Here is an 18,361-nt window from a genome sequence, read left to right as displayed (position 1 = left end):
CGATTTACTTCTTATAAATGGTCTTCAACCCATTATGGACGAGCTCCAACGTTTCAATCGCAACATCGCTTTGCGAGGCATTCAATGTCGGCCCGCTCCATTTGACCGGATAGGCATCGAAAAAATTCCATCTGCACAGCTCTTCACCCGACAAATGCTGCAAAATAATGGAACCGCTCTTACGTACCACTTTGCCTGCCATAACGCCCGCATACCAATCCCATAAGCTGCTAGAGCTTGTAATGCCGCGTCTTAGCATAATAGGTGAGAATCGGGTCGACTTTGGCAGCTTATGAATGAAACCGTTCTGGCCGCCTTCGCGGAATTCTTCGATTTCGACCTCAGCCTCTAAACCGCTGACCTCAGTGAAACCGCCTGCAAGAATGCCATCGAGCTCTACCCAGAAACGAAACACGCCTCCAACGACATTAACGCCATGCGCTGCACCGCTCAACCGCTATCGTCACCTCTTCTTAAACACATCAAATACGTTCGGTTTATCGGAATCATCATTCAGCTTCCGGTTAATTCGCGAAATTTCCTCACACCATCTGCGCCGCTCCCGATGCTCCATATTCATGATGTCGTCATGCGGCCAGTGGAAGTAATACGCGATAAAGCCGGATTCCTCATACAATTTCTCGATCGGATAGCCCGTTAAAGGCTTTCCGTTACGGACAAAAAATCCACGTCCACCTCAAAATCATGCTCGCATTTCGGGCAAGCGGTATGCACCTTCGGCGCTTCCATATCATTGATTTGGCGGTACACATGCTGTAGGTAAGCGAGATCAGCCGTGAACAGCCGCTCGATAATTTTCGTATCAATATGCTTCAAATCACCTAATCGCGTAATGACTCGAGCAAGTAGAATTACAGTCAAATAACCCGGGTTTTGCTGAACGCGCGGATCGCGCATCGGTAAAATTTCATCAGCTGCAGTAGCAAGCCGAATGACCCCACGCTTGTGCAGCGTGCCATTGTCATCCACATAGCCCCGAGGGAGCTCAAATTCATATTCCGTTTGAAACGCCATGCTTGGTTCCCTCCGTTATCTTTCATCAAAATGCGAATTGCCAAGATACACCATGAACGAGGCAGAAGCGGAAAACAAGAGATGAGCGGAACGTATATACGTCCGCAACCATCCCTTGTTCTCGTCAAAAAGCTTCTGTATGATCGTTGCTGTTACGCTGTGCGTGTCATGCCTTCATGAGCCAATTCCACGAATTCAATGGCTACTTCAGCGCCTGTACCGTTAAAGCTTGGTGCGGAATATTTGACCGGCCATGCTTCAATAACCTGCCATGTAGCAACGTCGCCGCCTTCTTCATCGATGGCGATAATCGTTACGGTTTTGCGTTCAATCGTGCCTTCAATACACTCCTGCATCCAATCGTACAGATCCATCGAATCTGTTGCGCCCCATTTAAGCGAAATGTTACCGTATTTCGCTAGTCCCGGAAGTTTGCGCGGCGTGATGACTTCATTGCCCTCACGGTATTCGATGACGTCAAGAGACGCTTCAAATCCGGATACTTCGCTGAAGCCGGCTTGTTGAATGCCTTCAATTTCAATTCGGAATCTAAAATTGCGATATGGATCATTACGTTCGCCTGGCATGGTTATCCCCTTCCATCAAAATGATCTGAACTGCACCAATCGTCTACTCGGAGCCGGTTTTCTGAGTGATACGGAAAATAACGAACTCTGCCGGTTTCACAGGAGCGACGCCGATTACGCAAACCAGTCGGCCGTTGTCGATATCATCCTGCGTCATCGTTTCGCGTCCAATGTTAATGTAGAACGCTTCCGATGCACTGTTACCAAGCAAAGCGCCATCACGCCAAACGCGTGTCAAGAAAGCGTCAATCGTCCGTTGTACACGTGCCCACAGCTGATCATTGTTCGGTTCAAAGACGACCCAGTTCGTGCCGTTCTTGATGGATTCCTCCAAGAAAATAAACAAGCGGCGTACGTTGACATATTTCCATAAGCCATTGGACGAACAGGTGCGTGCACCCCATACGCGCGTGCCTTGACCTGTAAAGTGACGGATCAAGTTAACGCCGGCCGGGTTCAAAATATCCTGTTCCCCTTTGTTGTACTGCACTTCCAAGCCCACTACGCCGCGAAGCACTTCGTTGGCAGGAGCTTTCTGAACGCCGCGCGTCTGGTCGGAACGGGAGTAAATCCCTGCAACCGTACCGGATGGCGGAATGAAGATATTGCGTTTGTCCAGCGGATCAAACACTTGCAGCCAAGGATTGTACATCGCACAATAGCTGGAATCGAAAATATTCCGGTGCGTCATCACGTCAGCTACTTTTGTTTTCTCGCGCGGGATATCAAGAATTGCAAAACGGCTGCCAAGATTCTCGCAATGGGCAACGAGTGCCAGTTGTACGTTAGGATCTGTTACACCCGGTACAGCCATAATGCTGACTACGTCATTATCGATGAACGCCTGGATACCCGTTCTCTTACCCGGACCGCGGTCTTCACCCATAAAGTCGCCTGCGCTAAGATTAGCAAGGGAGCCATCACTGCCACCGCCGAAGATAACATCGTATTTGCCTGCTTCTTCCGGCAGTCCACTGATAACAGTGAAAGGTGCAATAGCTTCTCCTGCCGTACCTTGGCTCAAATCTTGCGCCGTAACAATACCGGAACGAGCAAGAATTTTGTCAACATGGTTAGCAGCGGAAACGTTCAGCGACAGCTTCTCGAAGGTCTCGATTTCGTCGCCGGAGAAAATATGAATCGTAAACTCGCTTGTCGTAAGCACTTTAGTCGGAAGCAGTTGGTTGTCAACAACTTCTGCTTCGCCGGAAAGCGGCGATTCAAGCTCGATTAGGTTGTCTTGTGAGGAGAGGATGCGGTTGTATTGCTTGCCTGTGCCGTCATCGAATGCAACAACATCGCCGGGATTAAAACCGGCATTGTTCTTGACGCGGTAACGTTTCGACTCGCCCGGCGTACCGAGCACTTCATAAATTTGTGTCTTTGCTTTGCTTGAAGGAACGATTCCAACGCGAATCTGATTGCCCCAAGCACCGGGGTTCTTGGCAGTAAGCGCAAGAATTGCCGATTCAGGTGTCGTGTTGCTGGCAGGCTTAGCATCCGAAGGTGCTACGCGCATGACATAGCAACGTGAACCGCCGTTCGTGAAAAACTGATCGACTGCGTAAGCTAGAAAACGATACGATCCGAAAGCATTCTCGGACAAGTAAGAGCCGAACACACGCTGGAATTCAGCGATACTTGTTACGAGCTGCGGCAAGCCTTCCACGGCTCCGCGTTGCGCAAGACCAATAAATCCGGCCGTGCTTGTGCTAGCCCCTTCAAGCGGCTGAGCACCACTCTCAAACTCTTCGACATACACTCCAGGCGACAAATATTCTGCCATATGCCCCTCCCGCTTGTTGAACTTTATTTAAGATAAACTGATACCCCGCACCCACGGGCACTGGACGGCATCAATGAACCTACACACATGTCAGATGTTGCTCTATGTAAGAATGAATGGATCTTGAACCTGATTAACCCCTGCTTGAAGGACGTGCGCGCTATCGTGCTTAAGCTGCATAAAGCTTGCTCTGACTTCAACTTTAAATGCGGAGCTCGGCATCGGAGAACGAAACACGATTCGAAACGCGCCTGAGGCATCGCTGATGGCGGTTACAATCGGCAGCAGTAAGCTACCTCTCGGGACAGCGAATTGAAGCGGATGGGTTAACTTGAATTTCCGTCTATCCGTACCGAAGCCTGCTAGCAGGCATTCTTCTATCACTTGACCTTCCCTGCTGCGAATCGTATAATGATCGCCTTCGGAAACTTTCCCCAGTATAGGAGCTGTTTCAATCTCGGTTGAACCGGGTAATGCATCAGCAGTAAGTCTGGCCTTCGCGCCGCGCTCGTCACAGAGAGCGGCCCGCACGGTAATGCCTTCAAGGGACATGCCTGCTGCGCCGAGCAATCGCCCTGTCAGCACTGTGGCATCAGGAGGCAGCGGATACGAACGTCCCGGGAGCAGGGAGACCGTAACGATCGGATCAAGCGGATTAAGCTCAGCTAATATGATCGTGAGCGTTTGCTTGCAATAGATCGGCGATTCGATAGTGATGATAGCCGGATCCTGAACCAGATCGGTAAATACCCATAACCCTTCTTCCAATTTCACAATTGGTTTAGCGAAATGTGAGCCTTCTACTTGAATCGAAACAGAAGAAGGAGCAGGCTTCAAGCCTGTGTATGCATCTCGCAGCAGAAGCACTACAGAGCAGCGCGTCTTGTGTATTCCCAAAGAAACGCCCTCCTTAGCCTTTCTCTTCGAGCTTGATATGACGCTCCACGACGCGCGTAGTCGATTTCAATCTGGTTGAGTCTACGTTCACCGGTCCTACTCGAATCGGCAATGACATCTTGTAAGGCATATCACCGAAATTCCAAAGTCCTGTCAGAATATCAACGGGAAGCGATTCCACGACTACCCGCAGCTCTTCGTTGCTTTCTGCCAGCGACCCTTGCAAATAACCCCCGCGTATTATTGCATGATCATGCAGCACCTGTAAGGCACGTCCAATAATGACATGTTCATCAAGCGTCCTGGAGTGCAAATCTGCGCTTGAATAGGGAGTAACAATATAGTGCAAATCTACTGCCATCGGCGGGAATTGCATCATGCCGCTTCCCCGAGCCTGCATTTCGTTGCGCCTTGCCTCGCTGTTCTCCGTAATTCGGTAGAGATAGAGCGATAGAACAAGGTCGCCTTTGTCTGCAGGGGAAGCCATTCCGATCAATTCGGATTGCGCGACCGGCTCCGGTGTCATATTCTCTCGCAGCAGCTTGAGCAGCGATGCGCCGGCATCTGCGATCGCGGAATAAGTCCCGATAACTATCCCTCCGTAGCCGCCGTATGAGGCTTTATATGTAATTCGTCAATATTCAACAAAGTTCATCAAAATATACCAAACTATTTTCCTATTATATCGTTTAAAATGTCGGATGACCACGTAAATTTACTAGATTGCTGGCAATTATTAAAAAAAGCTGTCCCATTCACTGTTCACCAGAATTTTCCCTGTTTTTTTCAGTTCTTGGCGCGCGGAAGCGACCAATTCTCGCATCCCAACCGAGCGTCCCGCCGCTGCCGCCATGAAGGCTGCCGTAAGCACGATATTTTTGATATTACCGCCTGCGACTTCAATTCTTGAAGCGAGTGCAGCGAAATCGACATCGCTCGCAAGCGGTGTCGCTGCTGGGAACATCGTACGCCACAGCTTCTCCCGGTGTTCGGCATCCGGAAACGGAAACTTAACGACAATGTTGATTCTTCGCAGAAAAGCATCATCTATATTTTGCTGAAAGTTCGTTGCCAGAATAGAGACGCCTTCGTATTCTTCCATCTTCTGCAGCAGGTAGGCGGTTTCCACGTTGGCATATTTGTCATGTGCGTCTTTTACCTCAGATCGCTTGCCGAACAGGGCATCAGACTCATCGAAGAACAGGATCGCGTTCGTTCGCTGGGCTTCCTTGAAGATTTCATGCAGGTTTTTCTCGGTCTCCCCGATATATTTGCTGATGACCTGGGAGAGATCGATTTTGTAGGCTTCGAGTCGCAGTTCATTGGCCGCAACTTCTGCCGCCATTGTTTTGCCCGTTCCGGGCGGTCCGGCGAACATCATACTGAGTCCTTTGCCATAGGAAAGCTTCCGATCAAATCCCCAAGTTCCATACACATCACGTCTGTACTTCATCATATTGCAAGCCTGTCGAAGCAAATCAAGATGCTCGTGCGGGAGGATCAGATCCTCGAACGTATAGCGCGGGTTCAGCTTCTTCGCCTTCTTCTCAAGCTCGTGGTTCAACTGCACAGCAGCTCCTCGCTCGAAATGCAGCTCATCCGTATAATCGGCGCCTTCGTGCTCGGCAAGCCTCTTGGCTTCGTGAACAGCACGGTTGATTTGCCCCGGTGACAGTCGAAACTTATCGGCCATCGCTTCCGCCGAATCCGAAGCTGCGGCGCTCTCTTCTCCCCAGATCCGCCACAGCATGCGCTGCTCTTCAATCGTTGGCGGAGTCAGCTCAACTTGATAGATGACTGACTGTTCCGGAACGGGCAGCCCGCTGTAATGTGCACGTTCCCGCGATAGCCACAGCAATAGTCCGCCGCTTCGACGAATCCATTGCTCCATCACGGTTCGATACATCGCCAGCTTGCCATCCGGCGACATGAAGTGATCACCGCCTGCAATCCCGATAACGGCGTCTGTCAGCTTCGCCTCACGGAACAATTGACGCAGCACCGTGACTGGCATGCTGCGCTCGGCTTCCAGGCTATCCCCTTGCAGTAGCAGCAACGGCCGGTTCAACGATGCGGCCAAATGCTTCGCATGCAATTGCTTTCCGGATCCGCCGGCACCATACAGATGAAGCACGGCCGGGTTTCCTGCTTCAATTTGCAGCTCTGCAAATCTGCGCATCTCCCCTTGCTTGGAAGCCCCGATTAGTAGCGGTTGAAGCTCCTCCCCTTCTCCACCCGCTTCAACTTCAAAGCGATCGACCCATCCTTCCAGCCGTCCGTCAAAGGATTCCGCTTCGAGCAAGAATGAGACAACTCGTCCATCCAGTCGCAGAGGCCGAGCGAGAGTCGATGTTGCATCCCCCTCATCAGCTGCAAGCAACCAGCGCTGCAGCGGCTGCTCCGCTTGGAAGGCAGTCCTTGCAGCATAGCGCTCCGACTCGTTGTCGCATAACAGCCGCAGTGCCAAATCAACTGTCGGCAGCTTACATGTCACATCATCTTGCAAATAACCGTACAGCTTCTCATATTTCCGGTTATACTCCGGCGCAAGCGCCATAACGACTACCGCCAGCTCAAACCGATTAAGATTAAACCGAGTCGCAAGTCGCAACAATGCAGGCTGCCAGCCGCCAGTGGATTCTTCGGCTAGTCGGAGCCGTGCAGCAATGATCGCGCTAAGCTCCGTAATTTCGTCTTGCATCCCGGCAAGTGACGGCGGAAGTACGCCGATGCTCCCGACTCCACCTTGACCATTTGTACGAAGGAGACGCTGCACTTCATCATCCGTAATGAGCAGTCCTCGCATCGGATCCAGCGGATTCTCATCGTCCTCCAGCTCGATTTTGCATTGCAGCTTAAAGGTAATCATCAAGTCAAGCTTACGAAGCTCATCACTCCAATGCTCAATTCCGCTCCTATAAGGTTGTAGCTTCATCGCTCCCAATCGACTCCGTTCGCGCTTTTTCGTCATATAACTGATTCTATCTTACACTGAAAGAGAGCTCTCTACGAGAGCTCCCTTAGTCATTGATTTACTTCATTTCCATGGATCAACTAAGCTTAAATCCATTAAGTACGGCATGCAAATCATCAGCCAGCTTCGTCAGCTCCAAGGAAGCAGATGAAATCTCCTCCATCGTAGCCAGCTGCTCCTCTGTTGCCGCCGAATTGTTCTGGCAAGACGCGGCTACTTCGTTGCTCGCCGCGGCAACGGTCTCGGCCATCCGAACAATGCTGCGGCTTGATTCCGCAAGCTCACTCGTCGTCTCGGACGTATGTTGAACTCGCGTCGATACCGCTTCAATGCTCGTCTCGATCGATTGAAACAAGCGATCTACCTGTGTTGTTTTCACAAGCCCGCTGCTCGCCTTCTTCGATACGTTGTTCATGCTCACAACAGCCTGATTCACACGACTTAATATCTCTTGAATCAGCTCTGTAATTTGCTGCGCGGAAACCTTAGACTGCTCCGCCAGCTTCCGGATCTCAAGGGCAACGACTGCAAAACCTCTGCCATGCTCCCCCGCACGCGAAGCTTCAATCGACGCATTTAGCGCTAGCAGATTCGTTCGGTTAGCCACCTCTGAGATCATGCCCGTAATTCCGCCTATCTCTTGGGACTGTTTCTCAAGAGATAGAATAACTCCGGAAGCATCCTGCACATGTTCATGAATTTCCTTCATCTCATGAAGCACTTCTTTAATAGATTGAGTCCCTTGCGCAGAAGATTCGGAGGCTGCGGATGCAAGCTTGGCTACTTCCTCATTCGCTTCCGACACGCTGCCGATTCCTTCGGACATTTGCGAAATCGCGTCGATAGCAGAGGCCAGCTGCTCCTGTTCTTGTTCTGCACGAATAGCGATAAACTGCGTCGCTTCTACGATATTCTCCGTTGCCCGCGTTGTCTGTTCCGCGCTCTCACTAAGCTGTACGGAGGAGAACGACACCTGCTTCGCGGTACCCATGGCTCTGGACAGAATCATTCGTAAATTCGCAATCATGAGGTTGAAGGATGTCGCCAGTTCAGCAAGCTCACCCTGGGTACGAATCTCCAGATCGCGGCTTAAATCGCCGCGGCCATCGGCAATTTCACGGAGCTGCTTATTGATTACTTTTAGCGGTCTTGTAATGGAGCGCGTGAGCAGCAAACCCAGGATGATTGCGGCGAGCAGCGCTGCAGCGAATAAACTCATCATCCATAAATTTTGAGTCTTCGCCTCTAGATCACGGTCAATGACGTCAGCTGCCATCTCTTCATCGACACTGGCAAGCAATGCATCGTTAATCTTCTCAATCTCTTTGCGCGACGACCGTTCCTCTCCGAAATGAAGCGCCAGCGCCTCCTTGCTCTTCCCCGCATTCATAAGCTCCAATGTTTGTGTACTAGCGGTATGGAACTTTGCGAACACTACTTTGATTTGTTCGATCGTTTGTTTATTCTCTTCATCCAAAGTCGGATTGGAGAGAATCTTCGCAAGCAAATCTTCAACTGCTTTATTCTTATCCGCGATTTCACTTTCGAACTGCTTGTCCTTTGACAGTAACAAAGCACGCTCATCGTTAGACATACCGGTTATTGTATTTTGCAAGGATTTGAGCTGATAGCGAACATCCCCATCCTGCAGCATCTCCGTATAAGATGTCTTCGTTTGCGTCATATGCGTATAAGCCAGCAAACCCAGTGCGACCATCAGAACGATAACAAGTGCAAAAGACCCTAGCAGCTTCGTACGAATATTCATTCCCAATACCCCCTATTGTTGACTGTTTAGTACTGTACTTCTTCAGGAATGGAATCAATGGTCTGGCGTAATATGCGCTGAACCTCTAGCAATTGGCCTTTGCAGTTTGCCGCGTCCTCGATCAACACCTCCTCGAATAGCGCTGCAGCTTGCGCAAGCTCGTCCGCCATTAAGTTACGGGCTACGCCAATTAACGTATGTACATCCCGTTTCACTTTCACAACGTTTCCTTCTTCCAGATCAATGAGGGCATGTCCGGTAAAATGTTCGTATTCCTTCTTAAACAGCTTCAGCACATGATCCATAATGGCTGTATTTCCATCCAGTCGCTCTCGTAATTTATCCAGCGGAATCCCTGCGGGAGCAGCCTTCATTGGCAGCCATTTCTGGATCACGGACAGAAGCTGGTTACTATCTAGCGGTTTGAGGATCACTTCATTCATCCCGGCCGCAATGTACGTATCATGATCTTCTTTGAGCATATTAGCCGTCAGAGCCACGATTGGAATCTGTTTATAAGCATCATTACAGCGAATCTGCATGGTCGTCTCTACGCCATCCATCTCCGGCATGAAAATATCCATCAGCACCAGATCCACATTTGTCGTTTCCAGCAGCTCTAGCGCTTCTTGGCCGGAACTCGCCACGGTTACTTGAAAACCATGCATAAGCAGTGTTTCACGAGCTACTTGCTGATTAATAAAGTTGTCTTCCACGAGCAGCAAATGGATCGACTTGCTCTTCACGGTGAATGAATCGCTAAGGCCTGACCGACGCTTCAGCGATGGATAGAGAAGCGAGTTCATTGTTCGGAAAAGCTCTTTGCGGCTAATCGGTTTGATGAGCATGTCATCGGGATAATCGTCCTTCATCATCGACAGCAGCTCTTCTCTCGCATAGGCTGTCGATAACGTAATCATATGTATACCTCGTTTTCTAGTGATGCGTATTAGCTCTTCCCAAGAATAATAACCGTACATATCGTCAATTTCCATGTCCAGAACGATACATGTAATTGGGCCGAGCACCTCATTACTCTCTTCCAGCTTCTTGAACATGCTGTTCCAATTGTTCGCCGTACTGACAATACAGGAGAAGGATTCCAGCATCTGACTCAAGCTTTCTTGGGCGACCTCATGATCCTCGACTACAAGGACATGCAGCTGCCCGCCGATAAGCGTCAAATCCCAGCTGTCCGGGTTGCAATTTTGCACAATCGGAAACTCCAGCATGAACGAAAACTTACTGCCGACACCCCACATACTCTCCACTTGGAGCTCCCCGCCCATCAAGCCGACAAGCTGATAGGCAATCGACAAGCCAAGCCCGGTTCCGCTGTGCTGATTTAAATAATCACCCTGCCAGAACGGTTCAAACAGCCTGCTGATCTGCCCCTCTGACAACCCGATTCCGGTATCCTCAACCAGGAAACGAAGCGACAATGTACTGTCCGTCTGTTTCACAAGCTTTACTTGAATGCGAACATAGCCAAGCTCCGTAAACTTAATCGCGTTGCTGCATAAGTTCAGCAATGTCTGTTTCATCCGAAGCGGATCACCAAGCACAAGGTCCGGAAGCTCCGCAGGTGTATCCAAAATAATTTCAATTTGCTTTTTGTCCATTAACACACTGAGTGTATTTGTAATTTCACAGAGCATGTCATCCAAATTGAACGAGTTTTGCTCCAGCATCATCTTGCTGGCTTCGAGCTTGGAAAGGTCCAAAATATCGTTAATCAATCCAAGCAGCAAATGCGAGGAAGTTATAATTTTATCCGTGTAATCCTTCTGGACAAATGACAACTCCGTATTGAGCAGCAAGCGCGAGAGGCCGATGATCCCATTGAGCGGTGTGCGAATTTCATGGCTCACCTTGGCCATAATCTGGCTTTTGGCTTTATTGGCTTGATCGGCTTCTTGCCTTCGTTTTAGTGCAGATAGATCATGCAAGGTTGCAGTCAAGCCTACAACCTCCAGCTCAGTTCCAACAATCGGCGAGAGCGTCACATAATAATCGATCGTTTGTCCTGATTTCACTCTTATTTTTGCCTCAAACACTTCTACCTGCAGGTTGGATAATGCGCTTGCAAACTTGGCGTCCCAGCCGATCCAATCCTCGATATCGAGCACTTCATGCAAACTGCTCAGCTGCGGCATTTCATTGCATTCGAACACACTCAGTCCTTTAGCATTAATGGAAATAATCTCTCCCTGAGGTGTTAAACTAACGATGCAATCCTGCGAGCTCTCTACAATAACTTTGTAGCGCTCCTCACTCTCCTGAATTCGATTTTGCGCTGCTTTCAGCTCTGTAATATCGGTGACCGAGCCAATTACACTTGTAACAACACCATGGGTATAGACGGGGCACAGCCTTGTCATGAAAATTCTGTCTTCAATACTCAGTTCGTAGGTCTGCATAGTTCCCTTCCAGGCATCTACATAACGCTCTTCAAGGAACCGGTTTGTTTCTTTCGAGAGTGCTGTCACTTCCTCTATCGATTTACCCAAGAAATCGGAAGGTTTTAATGCGATATGCGGCAGCAGCTGCCCTCCCATGACGGAGAAGATAAAACTGTTTTTTCGGCGAATCAACTTAAAGGAGAATCCCGGCTGATTGTTCAACATTTCGGATAAATCGGTTTTGACACCTTGCAGCTCCGATCGATAGGCATCTGAGCTCAGCAGATATTGCAGGAAAGCCGCGACAAGCGCACCACCTAACATGACATAACAAGACCAGAGCATTAATTCGGATTCAGACGTGATTGCATCAAATAACAAATCATAAATGAGGATACAAAGGAGGGGAGATAGGATCATCAGGCACCATCGTGTCCAATAATTTGCGACATAGCGGTGCAGAACGATACAGATTAAGAGAATGAAGAAACCGACGCTGGCGATGTGGTAGAAGTAAATGGCATCATGTGCTGCTCGGAACACCATCATTGCGATAAAAGTGATGATCGCACCAAACGGTCCACCAAGCTCAGCGGCTATGAAGATCGCAATCGTCTTCAGATCGACTGATATCCCATGACCAATATCATAGCCAAACTGGCCTAAGAGAATCGCAGCCAAGCCGTTAGAAATACCCATGACGATAATGAGCCGCAAGCGGGAGCCGGACTTTAGTTTGACATATAAGCGCGTGACGAGGAAAACACATAGGCCGAGTAAGGTAAAATTAAACAATAAATCCTTATACATGAAATTCCCTCCTCTTATTCGACGCGAAAGGAGATAGACTGACACGATTCGACAATATATAATGATACTTACAACGATACTTAACCTGTCCGAAAAATACAAGACTATGTTTATTTGCAAGGGGATGTTATTGTTTGACGAATTTGTTGATTGTTGAAGACGATATCATTTTCGGCGATATGCTTTCGCTTTACTTAAGAGAAGAAGGCTATAACGTGACGCGGATGTCGACTGCCGCGAGTGGAATTGCTTCCCTGCAGTCTGACCCGCCGGATCTCATCGTGCTTGATCTGATTCTGCCGGATACCCAGGATGCTAATCCCTGTGTTTTGTTTAGACAATTTACGACAATCCCCATCATCGTCATTTCCAGCGAAACGAAAGTTTCGATGAAGATTCATTCGTTAACCGAAGGAGCCGATGATTTCATATGCAAGCCTTTCAGTTTGCAGGAGTTGAAAGCCCGCATTGAAACGGTCCTTCGTCGAACCTCGCCCAAGCCTGTTGAAGCGGACAATGACCGATTGTCCGGCGATACCTTGAAACGTATCAATTTGGATATGGACAGCAGACATATTCTCATCCATGGCGATATGATCGAGACGACCTTCTCCGAATTTGAAATCTTGCGCCTGATGTTCCACTCTCCCGGGAAAGTCTTTAGCAGAGAAGCCCTCGTCAATAGCTTGCGAGGCTATGATTCTTTCATTAACGAACGCTCCATTGATTTCCATGTAACGAATTTACGTAAGAAGATAGAAGAGAATCCGAAGCAGCCCGAAATTATTAAGACCGTTTGGGGCGTTGGCTATAAACTAATCATGTAACATACGAATACGCTGTTGCCGTCCTTACAACAAAGAATCCAGTAACGTACCGTTACTGGATTCTTCTCGTATACGGCCTATCTAATTTGCGCTCTAGACAAGCTGTTCCATGGTCAACAGTTCTTTAACGGCTTCCGGCCCCATCGGATGCCCAAACAAGTAACCTTGCATCGTCATGCAGCCATATTGAAGCAGCAGCTTACACTCCTCTTCCGTTTCGACCCCTTCAGCGATAACCTGCAGCTTCAAGTTCTCCGCCATTGTAATAATGGTATTTACAATCGAGGCATTCACATTGTGCAGGTCCATCCCCTTCACGAAGGATTGATCTACTTTCAGCTTGTCGATCGGCAGCTCGCTAAGATAGCTAAGAGAGCTATAGCCTGTGCCGAAATCGTCGATCGCAATGGAAACGCCAAGATTCTTCAAGTTCCGCAATAACGTTAGGGCATGATGCTTATTCATCGTCATACTCTCGGTAATCTCGATCACCAAGTACTGCGCTTCCAGCCCGGTCTCATTCAATATATTCTCAATGCGTTCGATGATTTTACCGTCGTTAAACTGCTGCGTCGATAAATTAACCGCAATCGGAATTTGCGGCAGCCCTTCCTCCTGCCAGCGTTTGTTTTGCCGGCAAGCTTCCAGCAGCACCCATTCTCCGATCGAATGAATCAGTCCGGTCTCTTCTGCAATCGGAATGAATTCTGCCGGTGATACGCGGCCGAGCTCCGGGCTTTGCCAGCGAATTAAACATTCAAGGCCTGTTATAAGACGATCTCTGCCATTGAGGATGGGCTGAAAATGCAGCAGAAACTCCTTGCGTTCAATCGCTTTGCGAAGCCGGTTCTCAATATCCATCTTACGATGGATTTGTTCATGGAAACGCGGCTCATAAAATTGAAGACGATTGCCGCCATCGCTCTTCGCGATATTCATCGCCATATGGGCATAACGAATGAGCATCTCTTTATCTCGATGATCCCCCGGGTATTGACTGATCCCAATGCTTGCCGTCATATGAATCTCTTGACCGTCGAGCATAACCGGCGTCCTAATCGTATCCAATAGATTCTGCGCCTTCTGGTACGTAATTTCCGCGGAGGCATCTCCAATAATGCAAATAAAGTCGTCAGTACCTGCCCGAATGATCATCGTTTTATCATCTGTAATCCGCTTCAGCCGTCTCGAGAATAATTGAAGCAGGGAATCGCTCTTCTGATGTCCGATAGAATCATTAATTAATTTAAAGTGATCGAAATTAAAATACATCACAGCGAATCGATCATACCGCGTATTGACTCGCTCCATCTCATCTTGAAGCTGATTCCGATTGGGCAGACCTGTCAACTGATCATGATTAAGCAGAAAATGAACCTTCTCTTCCATGCGCTTCTGATCCGTCACTTCGAAGCAAACGCCGATAAGCTCCTTCACAATCCCATTTACTCGCAGAGGCCGTAAAACGAGCAGGAAACAAGCTTTCTTCCATTCCATCTCAAAGCTGGTGCACTGATCGCCATTCCATGCCCGCTGAAACTGCTCATTTAGAATCGCCGCATTTTCAGGCTGGAATACACGATCAATCGGCTGCCCGACAAAACTTTGGCTGGACTTTCCAAACCGGTAAAGCAACTCACCTTTAAAGTCCATGAACGTAAATTGTCCGTCAACCTTGATCACCGAAGCATATATCCCATTCAAGAGTCTCATCGTACGGTTCAATTCTTCATGAATCGTATTCTCACCAACGAGACAGCCAGTCATAAACTCCAGCAGCAGCTTGAATTCCCGATTAGTCAATTCATCCTGCTCAAGCTTCTTCCAGAATGGTTTCGCTTCGATCGCCGCATGGCAACGAAGCAGAAATTCCTCTTCGACTTGCTCATTGTGAGGAAATTGAAACAGTGTGTCTTTATGAAAAAAATCTGCGGCACCCTTCGAAAGTGCCGCCAACGCGGGTGATGACCCTTCATCGGTGTAGCTGCTAAGCATGATCACGGGGATAGGATAATGGATCATTAATTGGCTCAAGGTTGTAAGGCCATCGAGCACAGGCATTTCAATATCCATCGTCACAAGATCAGGCTGGAGCTCGACCAATTGGTCGAGCGCCTCCTGTCCGTTTGCAGCCGTACCCATGACCCATAGTTTAGGGTCCTTCTCAATGAGCGTTATGATCATTCGCCGCATCACGGCAGAATCATCAACGACCAATACGCCGTATTTCTCCGGTCGTTCCATCAAGCCTAGAAATTTACGCATGGATTAGATCCCAGCCCCTCAACCGCAGCATTCTATCGAGTTTCAAAATGATCACAAGTTGGTCATCGGTTTTACAAATGCCGCCAATATATTGTTCCGATATCATCGCGAAATCTTTAGGGGCTGATTCTATCTGGTTGTGCCGAACGTGCAGTACTTCTTTCACGCGATCAACCAATATACCGATGTCGCGTCCATCCTCGTTCAAGATAATGATCCGGGAATGCTGATCCGGTTCAGTAGAATACATGCCTAAGCAGGTTTTAATATCGATGACCGGAAGCAGCTCTCCGCGCAAATTCATCAGACCGAGCACCTCAGCAGGAGCGTTTGCCATTCTAAGGATCGACGGCACCTTGATGATCTCTTTGGCCCGGTTGATATCAAGGGCGTAATGTTCCTTCTCCAAATCAAAGGTAACCAGTTTAACCTTGCGGCTGGAAGCCTGCTGTTCGCTGTTATCACTCTTCCTGATCGTTGCGCCGGAATCGCGAATGACGGCATTCACGTCAAGAATTAAGGCGATTCTGCCATCACCGAGAATGGTTGCACCGGAAACGTAGGCGACTTGTCCCAAATAGGAGCCTAATGACTTCATGACAATCTCTTGGTTTGCGATCAGTTTATCCACGTACAGACAAACTCGCTTCTCGGCAAGACCGATCATAACGGCGTAACCTTTGGCACTGCTCTCATTCTCCGAAGTACCTAGGCGACGATGCATACGGACAAGCGGCAATATTTCACCACGAACGACGCACACTTCCTCACCATTGACGATCTGCACATCATTCGGCGTTAACCGGAACGTTTCTACGACATTCGTAAGCGGAATGGCCAATGTATGCTTGCCCAACTGAACAAGCAGCGATCGGGAAATGGCTAAAGTAAGCGGAAGTTTGATGGTAAATACTGTGCCTTCGCCGGGTGTTGTCTCTATATTGATAATACCGTTCAGCTTCTCAATATGAGACCGAACGATATCCATGCCGACGCCGCGTCCTGACAGCTCTGTCACTTGCTCCGCGGTCGACATGCCCGAGTGGAAAATCAAACCGATGATTTCTTTATCCGACATCCGCGCCGCTTCATCTTCCGAAATAAATCCTTTCTGAATCGCTTTCTGCTTGATCCGAGTCAGGTCAATCCCGCGTCCGTCATCTGCGAGCGTAATGACGATGGCATTCTCTTGATGACTGGCACGAAGCAGCAGATTACCTTTGCGGTTCTTGCCAAGCTTCTCACGGGCTTCGGGCGTTTCCAAGCCATGGTCAATCGCATTCCGTATAATGTGAATGAGCGGATCGCCGATTTCTTCAATGAGTGTGCGGTCCAGCTCTGTTTCTTTTCCTTCCAGAATAAACGACACTTCTTTGCCGGATTGGTCGGCAACGTCTCTCACCAACCGGGGGAATCGATTAAACAGCTGTTCGATCGGCATCATTCTTGTCTTCATCGTGCCTTCTTGCAGCTCAGCGATCACTCGGCCCAGATGATCCGTAATTTCGCCTAATAACACCGTTTCCGGCTCCAGCTTAAAGCGTTCCTCGAACCGTCTGCGCACTTCCCTAATTCTTGTGTTGTCGATAATCAGTTCTCCAACCAAATTAAGCAGATGCTCCAAACGGTTGACATCTACTCGCACCGTATGTTGAATTTGTACTTTGGCATCTGACTGCGCAGCGCCGGCCGTCTGATCTCCGGTGAATGATGCGCCTGCCATTGTAGATTGCTCCGCGCTGAGGATGGGCTGATTCACGACCTTCGTCGGGCTTGCAGCTTGCGCTCCTTCGACCATCAGCGACTTCACGCTAAACTCGGAGATTTGCGATGCTTCTTCTACTTTACGAATAATGTCCGATTCCGAGGATACCGTCGCAAGCAAGAAGTAAATCGGTTCGGAGCGCAGCAGCTCTTCCTGCTCCCACATGCCAATCGGCGGAGTCGTTCCAATTACTTCGCCAAGCTCCCCGAGATTTCGCAGAATGACCATCGCTTTCACGGTAGGCATGTCCACATGTTCAGCCAGCGTAATACTTACTTCGTAGGAAGGAATGCCTTCGCTCTGTTTCTCGTTACGAAGTGCGATCTCCGATTCGCTCCACCCTTGGAAAAGCTGCGATTTGGCTTCATTCCCCGTGTTATTACCCGGCGCTACACTAACCGTTTCAGGCTGGTCATTCATAATACCATCAAGCAGTTCAACAAGCGTTTCAATCGGTTCATCATTGAAATCGCCTTTGCGCAGCGTTTCTTTCTTCGCTTTCAAATAATCGATGCATTGGAACAATACGTTGATTAGCGACTTGCTGACAAGCAGGCGATTCTGCCGTAGCAATTCGAATACACTTTCAACCTTATGCGTCACTTCTTTCATGGAGTGGAAGCCCATCGCGGCGGATGAACCTTTCAATGTATGTGCTGCCCGGAAGATCGTTTGTATGGTCTCCGGCGAATTGCCGCCATTCTCCAGCTCCAGAATCGATTCATCCAGCACCTGCAGCTGTTCTTCCAATTCATCCAGGAATACGCCCAGATAGGTCATTGCGAAAGATTCACTCATCCAAGTCCACCTCCTGTATTAAGAATGGCCGGCAAGTGGAGGATGCTGACCAATTGCTCATTGATTTTCCCGATCCCTGACAAATAGCCGGCGTTCGCTCCGCCGATGCCGTCCGGAGTAGGCATTATTTCCGAGAAGAAAGCGACTTGTTCTACACGATCGACATATAGTCCTACCGGCTCTCCATCCGGTGTTTGCACGATTACGATTCGCGAAGCAGCTGAAGGAGCACTCTCCATCATTCGGAATTTAGATCGAAGACCGATGACCGGCACAATCGTCCCTCGCAGGTTAATGACCCCTCTGACATGCGCCCTCGCAGCCGGAATCTCCGTAACCGGCATATCCTTTATGATTTCTTGAATAGCTGTGATCGGAAGTGCAAACTTCTCTTCATTCAACCCTACTACGATATAATTCGACACCGTCTGAACCTCCTACTGGTTT

General features: G+C 49.0%; 14 protein-coding genes. 1 reads left to right on the top strand and 13 read right to left on the bottom strand.

Going from position 1 to position 18,361, the window contains the following annotated elements; all coding sequences use genetic code 11:
* Positions 1-4: 4 nt before the first annotated feature.
* The 10 genes from AC6ESO_RS01525 to AC6ESO_RS01480 form a co-directional block, all read right to left on the bottom strand.
* A complete protein-coding gene (locus AC6ESO_RS01525) occupies positions 5-454 on the bottom strand; it encodes a phage tail protein (protein ID WP_497089863.1) in 450 nt (149 codons plus the stop codon).
* Between the two features lie 9 nt (positions 455-463).
* Positions 464-637, bottom strand: coding sequence for a DUF6760 family protein (locus AC6ESO_RS01520; protein ID WP_495460606.1), 174 nt, complete (start codon positions 635-637; stop codon positions 464-466).
* Positions 638-657: 20 nt separating this feature from the next.
* A complete protein-coding gene (locus tag AC6ESO_RS01515; RefSeq protein WP_090977939.1) occupies positions 658-1,035 on the bottom strand; it encodes a hypothetical protein in 378 nt (125 codons plus the stop codon).
* A gap of 152 nt (positions 1,036-1,187) precedes the next feature.
* The gene (locus tag AC6ESO_RS01510; RefSeq protein ID WP_091215083.1) at positions 1,188-1,622 is read right to left on the bottom strand and encodes a phage tail protein; all 435 of its coding nucleotides are present in this window, start codon (positions 1,620-1,622) and stop codon (positions 1,188-1,190) included.
* Positions 1,623-1,665: 43 nt separating this feature from the next.
* Positions 1,666-3,408, bottom strand: coding sequence for a phage tail sheath subtilisin-like domain-containing protein (locus tag AC6ESO_RS01505; protein ID WP_497089862.1), 1,743 nt, complete (start codon positions 3,406-3,408; stop codon positions 1,666-1,668).
* Between the two features lie 102 nt (positions 3,409-3,510).
* On the bottom strand, positions 3,511-4,305 hold the full coding sequence (locus AC6ESO_RS01500; RefSeq protein WP_497089861.1) for a hypothetical protein: 795 nt from the start codon (positions 4,303-4,305) through the stop codon (positions 3,511-3,513).
* A gap of 13 nt (positions 4,306-4,318) precedes the next feature.
* Positions 4,319-4,855: a Pvc16 family protein gene (locus AC6ESO_RS01495; RefSeq protein ID WP_497090469.1), complete on the bottom strand. Its 537-nt coding sequence runs from the start codon at positions 4,853-4,855 to the stop codon at positions 4,319-4,321.
* A 186-nt stretch (positions 4,856-5,041) separates the two neighbouring features.
* Positions 5,042-7,240 (bottom strand): ATP-binding protein, encoded by a 2,199-nt coding sequence (locus tag AC6ESO_RS01490; RefSeq protein WP_497089860.1) that lies wholly within the window; start codon positions 7,238-7,240, stop codon positions 5,042-5,044.
* Positions 7,241-7,355: 115 nt separating this feature from the next.
* Positions 7,356-9,047: a methyl-accepting chemotaxis protein gene (locus AC6ESO_RS01485; protein ID WP_497089859.1), complete on the bottom strand. Its 1,692-nt coding sequence runs from the start codon at positions 9,045-9,047 to the stop codon at positions 7,356-7,358.
* 26 nt (positions 9,048-9,073) lie between these two features.
* Positions 9,074-12,259: a PAS domain-containing hybrid sensor histidine kinase/response regulator gene (locus AC6ESO_RS01480; RefSeq protein WP_497089858.1), complete on the bottom strand. Its 3,186-nt coding sequence runs from the start codon at positions 12,257-12,259 to the stop codon at positions 9,074-9,076.
* Between the two features lie 134 nt (positions 12,260-12,393).
* Here AC6ESO_RS01480 and AC6ESO_RS01475 point away from each other — a divergent pair, with 134 nt between their 5' ends.
* A complete protein-coding gene (locus tag AC6ESO_RS01475; RefSeq protein ID WP_497089857.1) occupies positions 12,394-13,086 on the top strand; it encodes a response regulator transcription factor in 693 nt (230 codons plus the stop codon).
* Between the two features lie 93 nt (positions 13,087-13,179).
* On the opposite strand, the gene AC6ESO_RS01470 is transcribed toward AC6ESO_RS01475, so the two are convergent.
* From AC6ESO_RS01470 to AC6ESO_RS01460, 3 genes are read right to left on the bottom strand one after another with little or no spacing between them, the layout of a single operon-like run.
* Positions 13,180-15,351, bottom strand: a complete 2,172-nt coding sequence (locus AC6ESO_RS01470; RefSeq protein ID WP_497089856.1) for an EAL domain-containing protein — start codon at positions 15,349-15,351, stop codon at positions 13,180-13,182.
* Positions 15,344-17,914, bottom strand: coding sequence for a chemotaxis protein CheW (locus AC6ESO_RS01465; protein WP_497089855.1), 2,571 nt, complete (start codon positions 17,912-17,914; stop codon positions 15,344-15,346). The genes AC6ESO_RS01470 and AC6ESO_RS01465 overlap by 8 nt, the downstream gene beginning before the upstream one ends.
* Positions 17,911-18,339 carry a chemotaxis protein CheW gene (locus tag AC6ESO_RS01460; RefSeq protein WP_497089854.1) on the bottom strand — a complete coding sequence of 143 codons (429 nt, stop codon included), beginning with the start codon at positions 18,337-18,339 and terminating at the stop codon, positions 17,911-17,913. Before AC6ESO_RS01460 ends, AC6ESO_RS01465 begins: the two co-directional genes overlap by 4 nt.
* Positions 18,340-18,361: the final 22 nt, after the last annotated feature.

The sequence above is a fragment of the Paenibacillus rhizoryzae genome (genome assembly GCF_059686995.1).
Note: the sequence above shows the minus strand (reverse complement) of the source record. Positions and strands in the feature narration are given on the sequence as shown.

Coding starts and splice junctions, on each gene's coding strand:
- AC6ESO_RS01515 (WP_090977939.1), bottom strand. CDS start 1,035: ATGGCGTTTCAAACGGAATATGAATTTGAGCTCCCTCGGGGCTATGTG.
- AC6ESO_RS01510 (WP_091215083.1), bottom strand. CDS start 1,622: ATGCCAGGCGAACGTAATGATCCATATCGCAATTTTAGATTCCGAATT.
- AC6ESO_RS01505 (WP_497089862.1), bottom strand. CDS start 3,408: ATGGCAGAATATTTGTCGCCTGGAGTGTATGTCGAAGAGTTTGAGAGT.
- AC6ESO_RS01490 (WP_497089860.1), bottom strand. CDS start 7,240: ATGAAGCTACAACCTTATAGGAGCGGAATTGAGCATTGGAGTGATGAG.
- AC6ESO_RS01485 (WP_497089859.1), bottom strand. CDS start 9,047: ATGAATATTCGTACGAAGCTGCTAGGGTCTTTTGCACTTGTTATCGTT.
- AC6ESO_RS01480 (WP_497089858.1), bottom strand. CDS start 12,259: ATGTATAAGGATTTATTGTTTAATTTTACCTTACTCGGCCTATGTGTT.
- AC6ESO_RS01470 (WP_497089856.1), bottom strand. CDS start 15,351: ATGCGTAAATTTCTAGGCTTGATGGAACGACCGGAGAAATACGGCGTA.
- AC6ESO_RS01465 (WP_497089855.1), bottom strand. CDS start 17,914: ATGAGTGAATCTTTCGCAATGACCTATCTGGGCGTATTCCTGGATGAA.